The sequence below is a fragment of the Methylobacterium sp. FW306-05-D genome, assembly GCF_058782155.1.
The window spans coordinates 1-15,306 of sequence record NZ_JBYSXL010000090.1; the positions used below are offsets into that span (position 1 = coordinate 1).

Sequence of the window (15,306 nt, forward strand, 5' to 3'; positions counted from 1 at the left end):
GAGCGCCCGACTTCGCCCGCCGAAGCCGCCGCCGCCGTGTCGCGCAACCCGAACGCCAAGTTCATCGCCGGCGGCACAAACCTCCTCGACCTGATGAAGCTCCAGATCGAGACGCCCACCCACCTCGTGGACGTCAACGGCCTCGGGCTCGACACGATCGAAGCCACGCCGGAAGGCGGCCTGCGGGTCGGGGCCCTCGTGCGCAACACCGATCTCGCGGCCGATGCCCGGGTGCGCAAGGACTACGCCGTGCTCTCCCGCGCCCTTCTCGCGGGGGCGTCCGGCCAGCTGCGCAACAAGGCGACCACCGCCGGCAATCTCCTGCAACGCACCCGTTGCCCGTACTTCTACGACACGGCGCAGGCCTGCAACAAGCGCCAGCCGGGCTCCGGCTGCTCGGCCCTCGACGGGGTGAGCCGGCAGCTCGCGGTCATCGGGGCCAGCGAGGCCTGCATCGCCACGCATCCGGGCGACATGGCGGTGGCCATGCGCGTGCTCGACGCCACCGTCGAGACCATCGACGCCAAGGGGTCCAAGCGCAAGATCCCCATCGCCGACTTCCACCGCCTGCCGGGCGACCGGCCGGAGGTCGACACCACGCTCGCGCCGGGCGAGTTGATCACGGCGGTGACGCTGCCCAAACCGCTGGGCGGCGCGCACATCTACCGCAAGGTCCGTGACCGGGCCTCCTACGCCTATGCCCTGGTCTCGGTGGCGGCGGTGGTGCAGCCGGACGGCAGCGGCCGGGCGGCCTTCGGCGGCGTGGCGCACAAGCCCTGGCGGGTGGAGGCGGCGGAGGGCGAGATGGCCCGGGGCGCCAAGGCGGTCACCGCCCAGGCCTTCGCCGGCGCCAAGCCGACCCACGACAACGCCTACAAGCTGACTCTGGCCGAGCGCACGCTCGGCGCGGCGCTGACCGAAGCGAGGGCCTGAGCCATGAAGTTCGACACCCCCGCGGGCCAGAACCCGATCGACCAGCTCAAGGTCGTCGGCAAGGCCACCGATCGGATCGACGGCAAGTTCAAGACCACGGGAACGGCGCCCTACGCCTACGAGCGCCATGACGTCGTGGCGAACCAGGCCTACGGCTACGTGATCGGCGCCGGCATCGCCAAGGGCCGCATCCGTGCCATCGACACGAAGGCCGCCAAGGCGTCGCCCGGCGTCGTCGCCATCGTCACGACCCTGGACATGCCGGCCTTGGGCCTCGGCCGGATGAATGCCGCGAACCTCTTCGGCGGTCCCCAGGTCCAGCACTATCACCAGGCCATCGCGGTCGTGGTGGCCGAGACCTTCGAGCAAGCCCGGGCCGCCGCGTTCCTGGTCAAGGTCGACTATGCCCGCGAGGCCGGCCAGTTCGACCTCGAAGCCGTGGCCTCGTCCGCCAAGCCGGTTCCCGGCGACAGCGGCGAGGGCAGCGGCGGTGGCGGCGAGGATCGAACCGGCGACTTCGAGGGCGCTTTCGCGTCGGCGCCGGTCAGGTTCGACGAGACCTACACGACGCCCGACGAGAGCCACGCGATGATGGAGCCGCACGCGACCATCGCCGCCTGGGAGGGCGACAAGCTCACCCTCTGGACCTCCAACCAGATGATCGCCTGGACCAAGGGCAGCATCGCCAAGATCCTGGACATCCCAGAGGCGTCGATCCGTGTCGACTCGCCCTATATCGGCGGCGGCTTCGGGGGAAAGCTGTTCGTGCGCTCCGACGCCGTGGTGGCGGCGCTGGCCGCCAAGGCCGCCGGCCGACCGGTCAAGGTCGCGCTGACCCGGCCGCTGGTCGCCAACAACACCACCCACCGGCCGGCCACGATCCAGCGCATCCGCATCGGCGCGACGGCGGACGGGACGATCACCGCCATCGCGCATGAGAGCACCTCCGGCAACCTGCCGAAGGGCAAGCCCGAGACGGCCGTGGACCAGACCAAGCTGCTCTACGCCGGAGCCAATCGCCTGACCGCGATGAAGCTCGCCCATCTCGACCTGCCCGAGGGCAATTCGATGCGGGCGCCGGGCGAGGCGCCGGGCCTGATGGCCCTCGAGATCGCCATGGACGAGATGGCCGAGAAGCTGGGCATGGACCCGGTGGCCTTCCGCGTCCGCAACGACACCCAGGTCGATCCGGGGCATCCCGAGCGTCCCTTCTCCCATCGCAATCTCGTGGGCTGCCTCAAGCTCGGCGCGGAAAAGTTCAACTGGTCGGCCCGCAACCCGAAGCCCGGCCAGGTCCGCGACGGTCGCTGGCTCGTCGGCATCGGCATGGCGGCGGGCTTCCGCAACAATCTCCTGATGAAGTCGGGCGCCCGCGTCCGCCTCGGCCGCGACGGCATCGTCACGGTCGAGACCGACATGACCGACATCGGGACCGGGTCCTACACCATCATCGCGCAGACCGCCGCCGAGATGATGGGCGTGGGCCTCGACAAGGTGGTGGTGCGCCTCGGGGACTCGTCCTACCCGGTCTCGGCCGGCTCGGGCGGCCAGTTCGGAGCGAACAACTCCACCGCTGGGGTCTACGCGGCCTGCGTTCAGCTCCGCGAGGCGGTGGCGCAGCGACTCGGGTTCAACTCGGCCGACGTCGTGTTCGCTGACGGGCAGGTCCGCTCCGGAAACCGGACCGAGACCCTGGCGAAGGCGGCCAGCGACGGCGAACTCGTGGCCGAGGATTCGATCGAGTACGGCGACCTCGCCAAGAAGCAGCAGCAATCGACCTTCGCGGGCCATTTCGTCGAGGTCGGCGTCGATGTCGACACCGCCGAGATCCGGGTGCGGCGGATGCTGGCGGTCTGCGCGGCCGGGCGCATCCTCAACCCGAAATCGGCCCGCAGTCAGGTCATCGGCGGCATGACGATGGGCGTCGGCGGGGCCCTGATGGAGGAGCTCGCAGTCGACACCAAGCGCGGCTTCTTCGTGAACCACGACCTGGCCGGCTACGAGGTGCCGGTCCATGCCGATATCCCGCACCAGGAAGTGATCTTCCTCGACGAGGTCGATCCGCAATCCTCGCCGATGAAGGCGAAGGGGGTCGGCGAACTCGGGATCTGCGGCGTCGGCGCGGCGGTGGCCAACGCGGTCTACAACGCCACCGGCGTGCGGGTGCGGAGCTACCCGATCACCCTCGACAAGCTCCTCGGGCAGATGCCCGACGCGGCCTGATCCGAGATGCAGGAAGGCCGCGGTAGGATTCTTACCGCGGCCCCTGGTCTGGAAGGCGAACCCCGGTGGCCGACGGCGCGGCGGGGGTCGCCTTCGTTCAGCTGTGGGCTAGCACCGCCAGGAGGAGCAGGGCGATGATGTTGGTGATCTTGATCGCCGGGTTCACCGCCGGGCCGGCGGTGTCCTTGTAGGGATCGCCGACGGTGTCGCCGGTCACGGCCGCCTTGTGGGCCTCAGAGCCCTTGCCGCCGTGGTGCCCGTCCTCGATGTACTTCTTGGCGTTGTCCCAGGCGCCGCCGCCCGAAGTCATCGAGACGGCGACGTAGAGCCCCGTGATGATCACCCCGAGGAGCATCGCCCCCACCGTGGCGAAGGCCTGGCTCTTGCCGGCGATCGCCTGGATCACGAAGAACAGCACGATCGGCGACAGCACCGGCAGGAGCGACGGCACGATCATCTCCTTGATCGCCGCCCGGGTCAGCATGTCGACGGCGCGGCCGTAATCCGGCCGGTCGGTGCCCTGCATGATGCCGGGCTTCTCGCGGAACTGGCGGCGGACCTCCTCCACCACGGCGCCGGCCGCGCGGCCCACCGCCGTCATCGCCATGCCGCCGAACAGGAACGGGATCAGGCCACCCAGCAGCAGGCCGACCACGACGTAGGGGTTGGAGAGCGAGAAATCGACCGTGACGCCCTGGAAGAAGCGGTACTGGGTCGGGCTCGCATGGGCGATGAAGTAGTTCAGGTCGGAGGTGTAGGCGGCGAACAGCACCAGGGCGCCGAGGCCGGCCGAGCCGATGGCATAGCCCTTGGTCACCGCCTTCGTCGTGTTGCCGACCGCGTCGAGGGCGTCGGTGGACTTGCGCACGTCCGGCGGCAGTCCGGCCATCTCGGCGATGCCGCCGGCATTGTCGGTGACCGGGCCGAAGGCGTCGAGGGCCACGATGAAGCCGGCGAGCGCCAGCATGGCGGTGACCGCGATGGCGATGCCGAACAACCCGGCCAGCGAGTAGGTGCTGATGATGCCCGCGACGATGACCAGGGCTGGGAGCGCCGTGGATTCGAGCGAGATCGCCAGGCCCTGGATCACGTTGGTGCCGTGGCCCGTCACCGAGGCGTCGGCGATGGACTTCACGGGGCGGAAGTTGGTGCCGGTGTAGTACTCGGTGATGACGACGATCAGCGCGGTGATGACGAGGCCGATCACCGCGCAGCCGAGGAGGCCGCCGGAGGTGAAGGTGACGCCCGCGTTGGTGGTGAAGGCCGTCGAGAGGCCGCCGAACAGGGCGTAGTTCACCCCCGCGATGGCCACGATCGAGAGGACGCCGGCGGTGATCAGGCCCTTGTAGAGCGCGCCCATGATCGACTGGTTGGCCCCGAGCCGGACCGCGTAGGTGCCGGCGATCGAGGTGAGGATGCAGGCCGAGCCGATGGCCAGCGGATAGAGCAGCATCGTCTCGAGCACGTTGCGCCCGCCGACGTCGGTCTGACCGGAGAAGAAGATCGCGGCGAGCACCATGGTGGCGACCACGGTCACCGCGTAGGTCTCGAACAGGTCGGCCGCCATGCCGGCGCAGTCGCCGACGTTGTCGCCGACATTGTCCGCGATGGTGGCGGGGTTGCGCGGATCGTCCTCCGGGATCCCGGCCTCGACCTTGCCGACGAGGTCGCCGCCGACATCGGCGCCCTTGGTGAAGATGCCGCCGCCGAGGCGCGCGAAGATCGAGATCAGCGAGGCGCCGAAGCCCAGGGCCACCAGGGCGTCGATGACGTCGCGGCTGGCCGGCGACAGGCCGGCGACGCGAGTCAGATAGCCGTAGTAGAGCGCCACCCCGAGGAGCGCGAGGCCGGCCACGAACATGCCGGTGACGGCGCCCGACTTGAAGGCGACGTCGAGTCCGCCGCCGAGGGAGGTCGAGGCCGCCTGCGCGGTGCGCACGTTAGCCCGCACCGAGACGTTCATGCCGATGAAGCCGGCCGCACCCGACAGCACGGCGCCGATCAGGAAACCGATGCCGACCTTCAGCCCGAGGAAGTAGGCGAGCGCCACGAACAGCACGAGCCCGACGACGGCGATGGTGGCGTATTGGCGCCGGAGATAGGCCTGGGCCCCCTCGGCGATCGCCCCCGCGATCTCCTGCATGCGCGGGGTGCCGGCGTCGCGCTTCATCACGTCGTTGATCGTGATGATTCCGTAGGCGACGGCGCACAGCCCGCCCAGGATGATAAGCAACAAAGCTGTCATTCGACCGTCCTTGATTGGCGATGCCCGTGCGGGTCTGTCGTGGCGTTGTCGGACTTCGTGGCCGTGCTTTCCGTGCGTTCGCAGATCATCGTTCGCGCAGGCGTCTTCGCCGCGCGCCGCTCTTCTGTTGGTTGCGCATCTCCTCCCAAGGAATGCCTGTCCTGAGTGCCAAACTTCACCGACGCTTGCAAATGCTGCTTAGCTTTTTCGGCAGCGAATAGTTGTGCATCGCAGCATCGGCCGGGGCGGCTGCAAGTTTTCGCAAGGGTATGGGGACGAAAGCGGTGGGCCGGAGACTGTACCGGCGGGGCTCTGCGCGCCGCCTGCGCGGGCGCCTCCCGGACTCAGAAGTGGCTGAAGGACCCGGGACCGAGGGGGCGCGACGTCCCGTTCGCATCGCGGAAGACCGGCGGCGCGGAGCCGGTCGTGACTGTGCCGATGCAGGTCAGCGGCGTGCCGGCCGCGGCGGTCTCGGCGAGGCAGGCATCGAGGTGGCCGGGGGGCACGGCGCAAAGGATTTCGTAGTCGTCGCCACCGGTGACGATCGGAGTCACGAGGGCGGGCTCCCGTGTCAGAGCCCGCGCGGCCGCGGGCGAGAGCGGGACGCGGGCGAGATCGATCTCTGCGGAGCGCCCCTCCCCCCTCAGCATCTTGGCCAGATCGCCCGCGAGTCCGTCCGAGACGTCCATCGCGGCCCGGGCGTACCGGCGCAGGATCGGCGCCAGGGCGATGCGCGGGCGCGGGTGCCAGTAGCGGTCGACGAGCGCGTCCCGGTCCGCCGCCGCCAGGGCGCCGCACCAGTCCGGCGGTCGCGGACCGCGCAGGAGCAGGCCGAGGGCGGCGTCCCCGATGGTGCCGCTCACGCAGATCCGGTCGCCGACCCGCGCGGTTCCGCGCCGGACCATGCCGCCGGCGGGCACCTCGCCGATGGCGGTCACGCCGATCACCGCCGGTCCGGCGGCCCGCACGGTGTCGCCGCCGAGGAGGTCGAGGCCGAAAGCGACGAGGCCGTCGCCGAGCCCGGCCGCGAAGGCGGCGAGCCACGCTTCCGTCCAGTCGTCGGGCAGGGCGAGGGTCAGGAGGATCGCGCGCGGGCGCGCGCCCTTGGCGGCGAGGTCCGAGACGTTGACGCCGAGGGCCTTGCGGGCGATCGAGCCCGGGGGATCGTCGGGAAAGTAATGTACGCCGGCCACGATGGCGTCGGCGGTGAGGACGAGGTCGCAGCCCGGGCTCGGCGCCAGCGTCGCGGCGTCGTCGCGCAGGCCGTCCGCGCCGGGGCCGGCCAGGGGCGCGAAGTAGCGCGCGATCAGCCCGTCCTCGTCGGGCCGGGCCACGCCGGTCAGGCCCGGCCGGAAGCCGGCAGGCCGGCGAACTCGTTGCCGCGCACGTCGCGGGCGACCTTGTCGAGGACGCCGTTGACCATGCCGGGCTCGTCGCCGCCGTAGAAGCTGTGGGCGACGTCGACGTATTCGGAGATGACGACCCGTGCCGGCACGTCGCGGCGGGACATCAGTTCGTAGGCGCCCGCCCGCAGGATCGCGCGCAGCACCGCCTCGATGCGCTTCAGGGGCCAGCCCGAGGCCAGGGCCCCGTCGAGGACCGGGTCGATGGCGCGCTGCTCGTCGACGACCCCGCGCAGGAGGTCGCGGAAGAAGGCGATCTCGGCGGCCGGATGCGCGATGCCGTCGACCTCGCGTCCGATCCAGAACGTCTCGAACTCGGCCAGCGCCTCGATCACGCCCTTGCCCGAGATCTCCATGTCGTAGAGCGCCTGCACCACGGAGAGGCGGGCGCCGCTGCGCTCGGCGGTCTTCATTCCGGGCTCGTTGGCCATGATGCTCAATCCTCTCCGACCGACGCCGCCGACGCGTCGCGCTTCAGCGACAGCACCGCGAGCGCGGCCTCGGCGGCTCCGCCGCCCTTGTTCAGTTCGGCGACCCGGGCCCGGGCCCGGGCCTGGGCCTCGGTCTCCACCGTCAGGATTCCGTTGCCGAGCGGCAGGCGCAGGGTGACGGACAGGTCCATCAGCGCCCGCGCGCTCTCGCCCGCGACGATGTCGTAATGCCCGGTCTCGCCGCGGATGACGCAGCCGAGCGCCACCACGGCGTCGTAGGGCTGGCCGGCGCGGGCGGCAGCCTCGACGAGGATCGCGATCGCGGCCGGGATCTCGAGGGCACCCGGCACCGTCACCACCGTGGCGACGGCCTCGGCCGCCGCCAGGACGCCCTGCGCGCCGGCCAGGAGCTCGTCGGCGAGGCCCTCGTAGTAGCGGGCCTCGACGACGAGGACGCGCGCGCCCTTGACGTTGGCGGGGGCGGTACGGGAAGCGTAGGTGAGCGATACCATCGAGGGGCCTTCACGGGACACGGTCGGCGGGCGGCGCAGCGGCCGGGACCGGGCGCGCCCGCCGGGACCCTTCGGGGTCCCTCACCGCGCGACGCTCGTCCGGCCGGACGTGTCCTGCGCCCGCAGGCGCGAGCGATAGACCCTGGGCGGCGTGGCGACAAGCGCAGCGCCCGCTTATCCGCGTTCGAGGGGGCGCGTGGTCCGTCCGCTCAGGCCTGGGCGGGCCCGCGGCCCTCCGACAGGCGCGCGGCGTAGCGGGCGATGAGATCGACCTCGAGGTTGAGCCGGTCTCCGGCCCGGCGCTCGCCCCAGGTGGTCACCGCCAGGGTGTGCGGGATGAGGAGCACCGAGAACAGGTCGTCCTCGACCGTGTTCACGGTCAGCGAGGTCCCGTCGAGGCAGACGGAGCCCTTCTCGGCGATGAAGCGCGCGAGCTGCGCCGGCGCCCGCAGAGTGAAGCGGTCCGAGGGCGCCCATTGCGGATCACCCGCGCCGCCCGTGACGGCGTCGCGGGCCACGAGCTCGGCGAGGCCGTCGACGTGGCCGGTGACGAGATGTCCGCCGAGTTCGTCGCCGATCTTCAGGGACCGCTCCAGGTTTAGGCGCCGCCCCTCGCGCCAGGTGCCCACATGGGTGCGGGCCAGCGTCTCGGCCGCGGCATCGACGGCGAAGATGCAGCCGCCCTCCACGGGCTCGACCGAGACCGTCGTCAGGCAGGGGCCGGAGCAGGCGATGGAGGCCCCCAGGGCGATCGTGGCGGGATCGTAGTGCGAGCGGATGCGGATGTGGCGCAGGCGGTCGTCGCCCGCGACTGACACGACCTCTCCGACATCCGTGACGAGACCGGTGAACATCTCAGGCGCTCCGCTCGTAGGTGACGGCCCGATCGGGGCCGAGAATCCGGGTCTCGATCATGCGGAGATGGCCTTCGGCGAGACGCTTTTGAAGCGCCGGACCGATCGCCGGCAGGCCGCCGGTATCGCCGAGGCTGCCCGGGCCGGTGATCAGGGTGAAGACGTCGACGAGATCGGCGCCGGCCAGGGCGTCGGCAAGGCGCGGGCCGCCCTCGCAGCAGAGCCGCGTCACGCCCCGCTCGGCGAGCGCCCCGAGCGCGGCCGACAGGTCGACCTGTCCGGCGCCGTCGGCCTCGACGCCGATCACCTCGACGCCGAAGGACGCCAGCATGCGCTTGGCGTGGATCGGCGCCCGCCGGGTGGTCAGGATGAGGGTCGGGACGTCCCGCGCACTCCGCACGAGGGTGGTGGAGGGCAGCAGGCGAAGGCTCGAATCGAGCACGACGCGCAGGGGCGAGCGGTCCGACAGGCCCGGCAGCCTGACGGTGAGCGAGGGATCGTCGGCCCGCGCGGTGCCGATGCCGACGAGGATCGCATCCGCATGCGCCCGCCAGAGGTGAACGGCGCCGTCGGCGATGGGCCCGGTGATCCGCAGCCGCTCGGCGGGGGCGCCGGCGAAGCCGTCGCGGGTCTGCGCGAGCTTGAGGTGCAGGCTCGGGCGCCCCCGCGTCACCCGGGTGACGTGGCCGCGATGGTCGCGGGCCGCCTCCTCCGAGAGGAGGCCCGTGCGCACCGCGATGCCGGCGGCGGCGAGAAGCCCGTGGCCGCGCCCGGCCACCCGCGGATCGGGGTCTTCCAGGGCGGTGACGACGCGGGCAATGCCGGCGGCGACGATGGCGTCGGTGCAGGGCGGGGTCCGGCCGTGATGGGAGCAGGGCTCCAGGCTCACGTAGAGCGTGGCTCCCCGCGCCGCCTCGCCCGCCATGGCGAGGGCGATCGGTTCGGCATGAGGCCGGCCGCCGGGGGCGGTGATCCCCTGGCCGACGATCCGCTCCGCGCCGGGCGGACCCGCCACCACGACCGCGCCGACGGAGGGATTCGGCCAGGTCCGGCCGAGGTTGCGATGCCCCAGGGCGAGGGCCAGGCGCATGTAGCGGCGGTCGATCGCGTCCGTTTCCCCGCTCGTCATGCCGTCGCTCCTCACGCCCGCGATTTCGGCTGGCGCTTCGGCCGCAGCGGCGTGACCGTCGCGGCCCGTTCCGCGTCGGCCGGATCGTCGGTCTCGCCCGCGGCGGAGCCGGGCCCGGAGCCCGCATCCTGGGTTAGGTCCTCGGCGAGCACGGCCGGATCGGAGAGGGTGCCGAGGAGCGCCTTGAAGTCGCTGGCCTCGCGGAAATTCTTGTAGACCGAGGCGAAGCGCACGTAGGCGACGTCGTCGAGCCCCTTCAGGCCCTCCATCACGAGTTCGCCAATGGCCTCGCTGCCGATTTCGGCCTCGCCGCTGCTCTCCAGCTGCCGCGTGATGCCGCTGACGAGGCGCTCGATCCGTTCCGGGTCCACGGGCCGCTTGCGCAGGGCCACGCCGATGGAGCGCTGGAGCTTGTCGCGGTCGAAGGGGACGCGCTTGCCCGAGCGCTTGAGCACCGTGAGCTCGCGCAATTGCACCCGCTCGAAGGTGGTGAAGCGGCCGCCGCAATCCGGGCAGACCCGGCGCCGGCGGATCGCCGCCGCGTCGTCGCTCGGGCGCGAATCCTTCACCTGCGTGTCGGGACCGCCGCAATAGGGACACCGCATGGGACGGACACCTGGGAGGAAGGAGCACTGGAAAAGGCAGCGGCCGCGAACCCGAAGGTCCGCGGCCGCTGCATGGCATGGTGAGGGCCGCCCGTTCAAGCGACCGCGCGCACCCGTTGACGGGGCGTTGCGCCTCAGCCGTAGATCGGGAAGCGGTCGGTGAGGGCGTGCACGCGCTGCTTCACGCTCGCCTCCACCGCGGCATCGCCCTCGTCGCCCTTGGCCACGAGGCCGTCGAGCACCTCGACGATGAAGCCGCCGATCTGCTTGAACTCAGCGACGCCGAAGCCGCGCGAGGTGCCGGCCGGGGTGCCGAGGCGGATGCCCGAGGTGATGGTGGGCTTCTGCGTGTCGAACGGCACGCCGTTCTTGTTGCAGGTGATGTCGGCGCGGCTGAGCGCCGCTTCGGCCGCCTTGCCGGTCAGGCCCTTGCTGGTGAGGTCGACCAGCATGAGGTGGTTGTCGGTGCCGCCCGAGGTGATGTTGTAGCCGCTCGACATCAGGGTGTCGGCCAGCGCCTTGGCGTTCTCGATCACCTGCTTGGCGTAAATCTTGAACTCGGGCTTCAGGGCCTCGCCGAAGGCCACGGCCTTGCCGGCGATGACGTGCATGAGCGGGCCGCCCTGGATGCCGGGGAAGATCGCCGAGTTGAACTTCTTGGCCAGCGCCTCGTCGTTCGTCAGGATCATGCCGCCGCGCGGGCCGCGCAGGGTCTTGTGGGTCGTCGTGGTGACGACGTGGGCGTGCGGGAACGGCGACGGATGGACGCCGGCCGCGATGAGGCCCGCGAAGTGCGCCGCGTCGACGAAGAAGTAGGCGCCGACGGCATCGGCGATCTCACGGAACTTGGCGAAGTCCCAGTGGCGCGGGTAGCCCGAGCCGCCGGCGATGATCACCTTGGGCTTGTGCTCGTGGGCGAGGGCCTCGACCTGCTCCATGTCGATGCGCTGGTCGTCGCGGCGCACGGTGTAGGAGACGGGCTTGAACCACTTGCCCGAGACGTTCGGGGGGGCGCCGTGGGTCAGGTGCCCGCCGGCCGCGAGGTCGAGGCCGAGGAAGGTGTCGCCCGGCTGCATGAGGGCGAGGAACACACCCTGGTTCGCCTGGCTGCCGGAATTCGGCTGCACGTTGGCGAAGCCGCAGTTGAAGAGGCGCTTGGCGCGCTCAATGGCCAGGTTCTCGGCGATGTCGACGAACTGGCAGCCGCCGTAGTAGCGGCGGCCCGGATAGCCCTCGGCGTACTTGTTGGTGAGCACCGAGCCCTGCGCTTCCAGGACGGCGCGCGAGACGATGTTCTCGGAGGCGATCAGCTCGATCTCGTGCTGCTGGCGGCCGAGTTCCTGGGCCACCGCCTGCGCGATCTCCGGATCCGCGTCCGCGAGGGGAGCAGCGAAGAAGCTGTTGGAGAAGTGCTTGTCGGCAGCAGTACCGGCGCTCATGGATGGCCTCGATTGTTGAACGGGCGGACGCACCCGTAATCCGCTGGCGTTGGCGGGCGGGCGTTCGAAGGCTGGATTACTACACGCGACCGCTTCCAAGGCCAAGCACAGGCATTTTTTTGCGTGTGATCAAAAAAATTCAGCACAGAGCGGAGCGCGCTGAGTCGAGACGCCAGCAACCCGTGTCGTGGCGTCGCATCCACCATGCAAAAGGCCCGCGCCTTGGAGCGCGGGCCTCGGATAGTGGACGGTTTGACCGGCGATGAACCCGCTTAGTTTTCCTCGTCGCCCGGCTCGAAGCTCTGGACCTGCTCGGCGCTGGCGACAGGGGTCGGTGCGGAGAGGGTCGAGGGCACGTTCACCCCGTCGCGCTTGTAGATGTCGTCGCGGAACTGGACGAGGCCGTCCGGGGTCGACCAGGCGGTGATGTAGGTCCAGTAGACCGGCACCGGGGTCGACAGGGTGGCGTCGACGCGCTTGCCGCTCTCGATGGCCTGCTCGACCTGCTCGCGGCCCCAGCCGGGCGTGTCCTTGAGCAGCCAGGTGATGTACTCGCGCACGTTCTGCACGCGGACGCAGCCCGAGGAGATGAAGCGGAAGTCGTCGCCGAACACGCCCTTGGTGTTCGTGTCGTGCATGAACACGCCGTAGGGGTTCGGGATGTTGATGCGCACGATGCCCATCGAGTTGAAGTCGGCGCCCGAATCCTGGCGGTAGCGGTAGCGCGTGCCCTCGTCCGAGTTCCAGTTCACCGAAGCCGGCGAGATCTCGGTCTCACCCGAGAAGATGCGGATCTTGTTCTCGGTGAGGTAGGTCGGGTCCTTCTGCATCTTGGGGATGAGGTCCTTCTTCACGATGGAAGCCGGGACCGTCCAGAAGGGGTTGAAATTGATCTGCGTCGCCTTGGTGTTCATGATCGGCGACTGGCGGTCGATCTTGCCGACGCCGGCGGCGTGAAGGGTCACGACCTGACCGTTCTCCACCGTCTGGACCAGGGCGGCGGGGATGTTGGTGATGACGAAGCGGTTGCCGAGGTTGCCGGCATAGGAGCGCAGGCGGACCACGTTGATCTCGAGCTGGTGCAGGCGCACGTCGGCCGGCACGTTCATGGCCTGCTGCGTCGTGAGGCTCATGGCGCCGGTCTGGCTGAGGCCGTGGCGGGCCTGGAAGCGCTTCACGCCGGCCGAGACATAGGAATCGTAGACGCCCGAGGCGCCGGAAGCCGGGTCGAGGTCGCCCGTGATGATCAGGCGCTGGCGCAGGGCGGCGACCGCGGGCCCCTTGGCGCCGACGCGCAGGCGGTCGGCCCCCGAGACCGGCTTCCAGCCGCCGCGATTGACGATGTCCCGGTAGCGCTCGATCATCTGCTCGGTGGCCGCCACCGTCTGCGGCGACAGGATCGGGGTCGAGGAGCGCTGCACCTGCATGGTGGCGGGCGAGGCATAGTCCTGCGCCCACTCGGCCTGGGCGAAGCCGCCGGCCTCGCGCGCCGTCGCCGACTGGCCGATGACGGCCGCCGATGCGAGCAGTGCAAAGCCGAGGGCGCGGGTGTGGAAAGCCTGATTCAGCATCGGACGTGAACTCTGATCTGATTTACGAAGCGACATGCGGTGTCGTCGGCCTCGGCGACGGGCGCCGGGATCTGGGAACACCCCCTGTCACGACCGTGTCGGGGTAGGGTTAAGAACTCATGGGGACCCGGCCACATTGTGGCACGGGCGGGCTTATCCCCGTGATCCCCGGACACATCCTCTCGACTGCGGCCCGTGTGCCACAGCACCGTGCTGGGCCGTGCGATCGGCGGGGCGAAGCGGCCGCCGGCATGGCGAAACCATGGCCGATGGCGTAAGCGGAACGACGATGACGCTTCCGGCGAACCACGCTGGCCACGGAGGGTGGGCCCCGCTGCGCGCGATCACTGCGGTGATCGCGCTCTACGCGTTCGTCTTCCATGGCGTCCTCAGTGGCCTCGTGCCCCTGCCGGTCGCCTCGGCGCACGGCGTCCTCTGCCTCGGGCAGACCGACGATGCCGGACCCGGGGCGCCCGATTCGGCCCACGCCCACCACCAGCCCTGCTGCACCGTGGCCGGGCCGATGCTGCAGGCCGCCCTGCCCGAGGTCGCGCCCCGCGCGGTCGTGTGGCCGGACCGCGTGGCGAGCCGGGACGCCTGGCATCGCGAATCCTCCGTCTCCGCCCGCGGTCCGCCGGGCACGATTCCCCATCCGCGAGGTCCGCCCGCCGTCTGATCCGATCGCCGCTTCCCGATCCCATCAGACACGGACCCATCCGATGAACCGCATTCCCCGGGCCGAGCTCGTCGCAGGCCTTCTCCTCACCCTGTCCGCCACCGCCGCCCTCGCGCACGCCACCCTGGAGCGCAAGGAGGCGAGCCCGAACGCCGGCTACCGCGGCGTCGTGCAGATCACCCATGGCTGCGACGGCCAGCCGACCAACCGCGTCAGCGTCACGATTCCCGAGGGCATCATCGGCGCCAAGCCCATGCCGAAGCCCGGCTGGACCGTGACGACGGAGAAGGGCGCCTATGCCCGCGCCTATCCGTATTTCCACGGGGACATCCGCGAGGGCGTGAAGACCATCACCTGGACCGGCGGCAGCCTGCCCGACGATCAGGTCGACGAGTTCACCTTCCTGGCCCGCGTCAGCGACGCCTTCGCGCCCGGCAGCACGGTCTACTTCCCCATCGAGCAGGATTGCGCCACCGGGCAGTATCGCTGGAGCGAGATCCCGGCGGCCGGGCAGGATGGGCATGCGCTGAAATCCCCCGCTCCGGGTGTCCGGATCGTGGCCGCCACCACCGGCCCGGCCCGGGCCGAGGCCTCGAGCGTCAAGGCCGGCGATCTCAGCATCGACACGCCCTGGATGCGCGCCACCCCCGGGGGCGCCAAGGTGGCGGGCGGCTACGTCCGCGTCACCAACACCGGCACCCAGGCCGACCGTCTCGTCGGCGCGTCGATCCCGCTGGCGGGACGCGCGTCGATCCACACCATGAGCATGGAAGGTGGGGTGATGAAGATGGCGCCGGTCGAAGGCGGCCTCGTCATCAAGCCGGGCGAGACGGTGGAGCTGAAGCCCGGCGGCCTGCATCTCATGTTCGAGGATCTCTCGCGCGGCCCGAAGGCCGGCGACACGGTCCAGGGGACGCTGCGCTTCGAACGGGCCGGCACGGTGCCGGTCAGCTTCGGCGTGGCCCCGATCGGTGCGACGAAGCCCGGTGCGCCCGCCGCCGCGCCGGCACCGGATCACCACGAGCACTGACGCCGCCGAGCGCCTCGATCCGGGGGCGACGAAGGCTGGTCCGCTCCCGCCGTTTCGTGCGGGAGCCGGGGATGCCTGAGTGCTGCTTCCTGCCGTGCGTCTGACCGAGCGATCCGCCGCGCGACGACCCCGCGCGGCTCAACCCCTCCCCGTTCCTCTCCCACCGGGACCATGCCCGGCCCCTTCGCGCCGTCGCGAAGCGCGGGCCCATGGTCCGGAGCCTGACCCAATGTCCGCCCCCTCCCACACGCATGC

13 protein-coding genes are annotated in these 15,306 nt (G+C 70.7%); 4 read left to right on the plus strand and 9 right to left on the minus strand.

All coding sequences use genetic code 11. The annotated features are described in order from the left end of the window. Both AC3WLN_RS21050 and paoC read left to right on the plus strand, forming a co-directional pair. The coding region (locus AC3WLN_RS21050) for an FAD binding domain-containing protein (RefSeq protein ID WP_492484526.1) at window positions 1-933 on the plus strand (933 nt) is incomplete at its 5' end. 3 nt (window positions 934-936) lie between these two features. Further along, a complete protein-coding gene (gene paoC / locus AC3WLN_RS21055; protein WP_492484528.1) occupies window positions 937-3,156 on the plus strand; it encodes an aldehyde oxidoreductase molybdenum-binding subunit PaoC in 2,220 nt (739 codons plus the stop codon). 97 nt (window positions 3,157-3,253) lie between these two features. Here paoC and AC3WLN_RS21060 read toward each other — a convergent pair whose 3' ends face one another. The 9 genes from AC3WLN_RS21060 to AC3WLN_RS21100 form a co-directional block, all read right to left on the minus strand. Then, complete coding sequence (locus AC3WLN_RS21060) at window positions 3,254-5,401, minus strand: sodium-translocating pyrophosphatase (protein ID WP_492484530.1); 2,148 nt, start codon at window positions 5,399-5,401, stop codon at window positions 3,254-3,256. 344 nt (window positions 5,402-5,745) lie between these two features. Next, entirely contained in the window at window positions 5,746-6,735 is a 990-nt protein-coding gene (gene thiL / locus AC3WLN_RS21065; RefSeq protein WP_492484532.1) for a thiamine-phosphate kinase, read from the minus strand. Window positions 6,736-6,740: 5 nt separating this feature from the next. Further along, on the minus strand, window positions 6,741-7,217 hold the full coding sequence (gene nusB / locus AC3WLN_RS21070; RefSeq protein WP_463780314.1) for a transcription antitermination factor NusB: 477 nt from the start codon (window positions 7,215-7,217) through the stop codon (window positions 6,741-6,743). A 23-nt stretch (window positions 7,218-7,240) separates the two neighbouring features. Then, the gene (gene ribH / locus AC3WLN_RS21075) at window positions 7,241-7,747 is read right to left on the minus strand and encodes a 6,7-dimethyl-8-ribityllumazine synthase (RefSeq protein WP_492484534.1); all 507 of its coding nucleotides are present in this window, start codon (window positions 7,745-7,747) and stop codon (window positions 7,241-7,243) included. Window positions 7,748-7,956: 209 nt separating this feature from the next. Further along, on the minus strand, window positions 7,957-8,601 hold the full coding sequence (locus AC3WLN_RS21080) for a riboflavin synthase (protein ID WP_492484536.1): 645 nt from the start codon (window positions 8,599-8,601) through the stop codon (window positions 7,957-7,959). Window position 8,602: 1 nt separating this feature from the next. After that, window positions 8,603-9,730, minus strand: coding sequence for a bifunctional diaminohydroxyphosphoribosylaminopyrimidine deaminase/5-amino-6-(5-phosphoribosylamino)uracil reductase RibD (gene ribD / locus AC3WLN_RS21085; RefSeq protein WP_492484538.1), 1,128 nt, complete (start codon window positions 9,728-9,730; stop codon window positions 8,603-8,605). An 11-nt stretch (window positions 9,731-9,741) separates the two neighbouring features. After that, entirely contained in the window at window positions 9,742-10,335 is a 594-nt protein-coding gene (nrdR, locus tag AC3WLN_RS21090; protein ID WP_492484540.1) for a transcriptional regulator NrdR, read from the minus strand. 134 nt (window positions 10,336-10,469) lie between these two features. After that, complete coding sequence (glyA, locus tag AC3WLN_RS21095) at window positions 10,470-11,774, minus strand: serine hydroxymethyltransferase (protein ID WP_492484542.1); 1,305 nt, start codon at window positions 11,772-11,774, stop codon at window positions 10,470-10,472. Window positions 11,775-12,046: 272 nt separating this feature from the next. Beyond that, the gene (locus AC3WLN_RS21100; protein WP_492484544.1) at window positions 12,047-13,345 is read right to left on the minus strand and encodes a L,D-transpeptidase family protein; all 1,299 of its coding nucleotides are present in this window, start codon (window positions 13,343-13,345) and stop codon (window positions 12,047-12,049) included. A gap of 289 nt (window positions 13,346-13,634) precedes the next feature. Between AC3WLN_RS21100 and AC3WLN_RS21105 the strand changes: the two genes are divergently transcribed. Continuing rightward, window positions 13,635-14,021 (plus strand): hypothetical protein, encoded by a 387-nt coding sequence (locus AC3WLN_RS21105; RefSeq protein ID WP_492484546.1) that lies wholly within the window; start codon window positions 13,635-13,637, stop codon window positions 14,019-14,021. Window positions 14,022-14,064: 43 nt separating this feature from the next. Beyond that, entirely contained in the window at window positions 14,065-15,051 is a 987-nt protein-coding gene (locus AC3WLN_RS21110) for a DUF1775 domain-containing protein (protein WP_492484548.1), read from the plus strand. Window positions 15,052-15,306: the final 255 nt, after the last annotated feature.

Coding starts and splice junctions, on each gene's coding strand:
- paoC (WP_492484528.1), top strand. CDS start 937: ATGAAGTTCGACACCCCCGCGGGCCAGAACCCGATCGACCAGCTCAAG.
- AC3WLN_RS21060 (WP_492484530.1), bottom strand. CDS start 5,401: ATGACAGCTTTGTTGCTTATCATCCTGGGCGGGCTGTGCGCCGTCGCC.
- nusB (WP_463780314.1), bottom strand. CDS start 7,217: ATGAAGACCGCCGAGCGCAGCGGCGCCCGCCTCTCCGTGGTGCAGGCG.
- ribH (WP_492484534.1), bottom strand. CDS start 7,747: ATGGTATCGCTCACCTACGCTTCCCGTACCGCCCCCGCCAACGTCAAG.
- AC3WLN_RS21080 (WP_492484536.1), bottom strand. CDS start 8,601: ATGTTCACCGGTCTCGTCACGGATGTCGGAGAGGTCGTGTCAGTCGCG.
- ribD (WP_492484538.1), bottom strand. CDS start 9,730: ATGACGAGCGGGGAAACGGACGCGATCGACCGCCGCTACATGCGCCTG.
- nrdR (WP_492484540.1), bottom strand. CDS start 10,335: ATGCGGTGTCCCTATTGCGGCGGTCCCGACACGCAGGTGAAGGATTCG.
- glyA (WP_492484542.1), bottom strand. CDS start 11,774: ATGAGCGCCGGTACTGCTGCCGACAAGCACTTCTCCAACAGCTTCTTC.
- AC3WLN_RS21100 (WP_492484544.1), bottom strand. CDS start 13,345: ATGCTGAATCAGGCTTTCCACACCCGCGCCCTCGGCTTTGCACTGCTC.
- AC3WLN_RS21105 (WP_492484546.1), top strand. CDS start 13,635: ATGACGCTTCCGGCGAACCACGCTGGCCACGGAGGGTGGGCCCCGCTG.
- AC3WLN_RS21110 (WP_492484548.1), top strand. CDS start 14,065: ATGAACCGCATTCCCCGGGCCGAGCTCGTCGCAGGCCTTCTCCTCACC.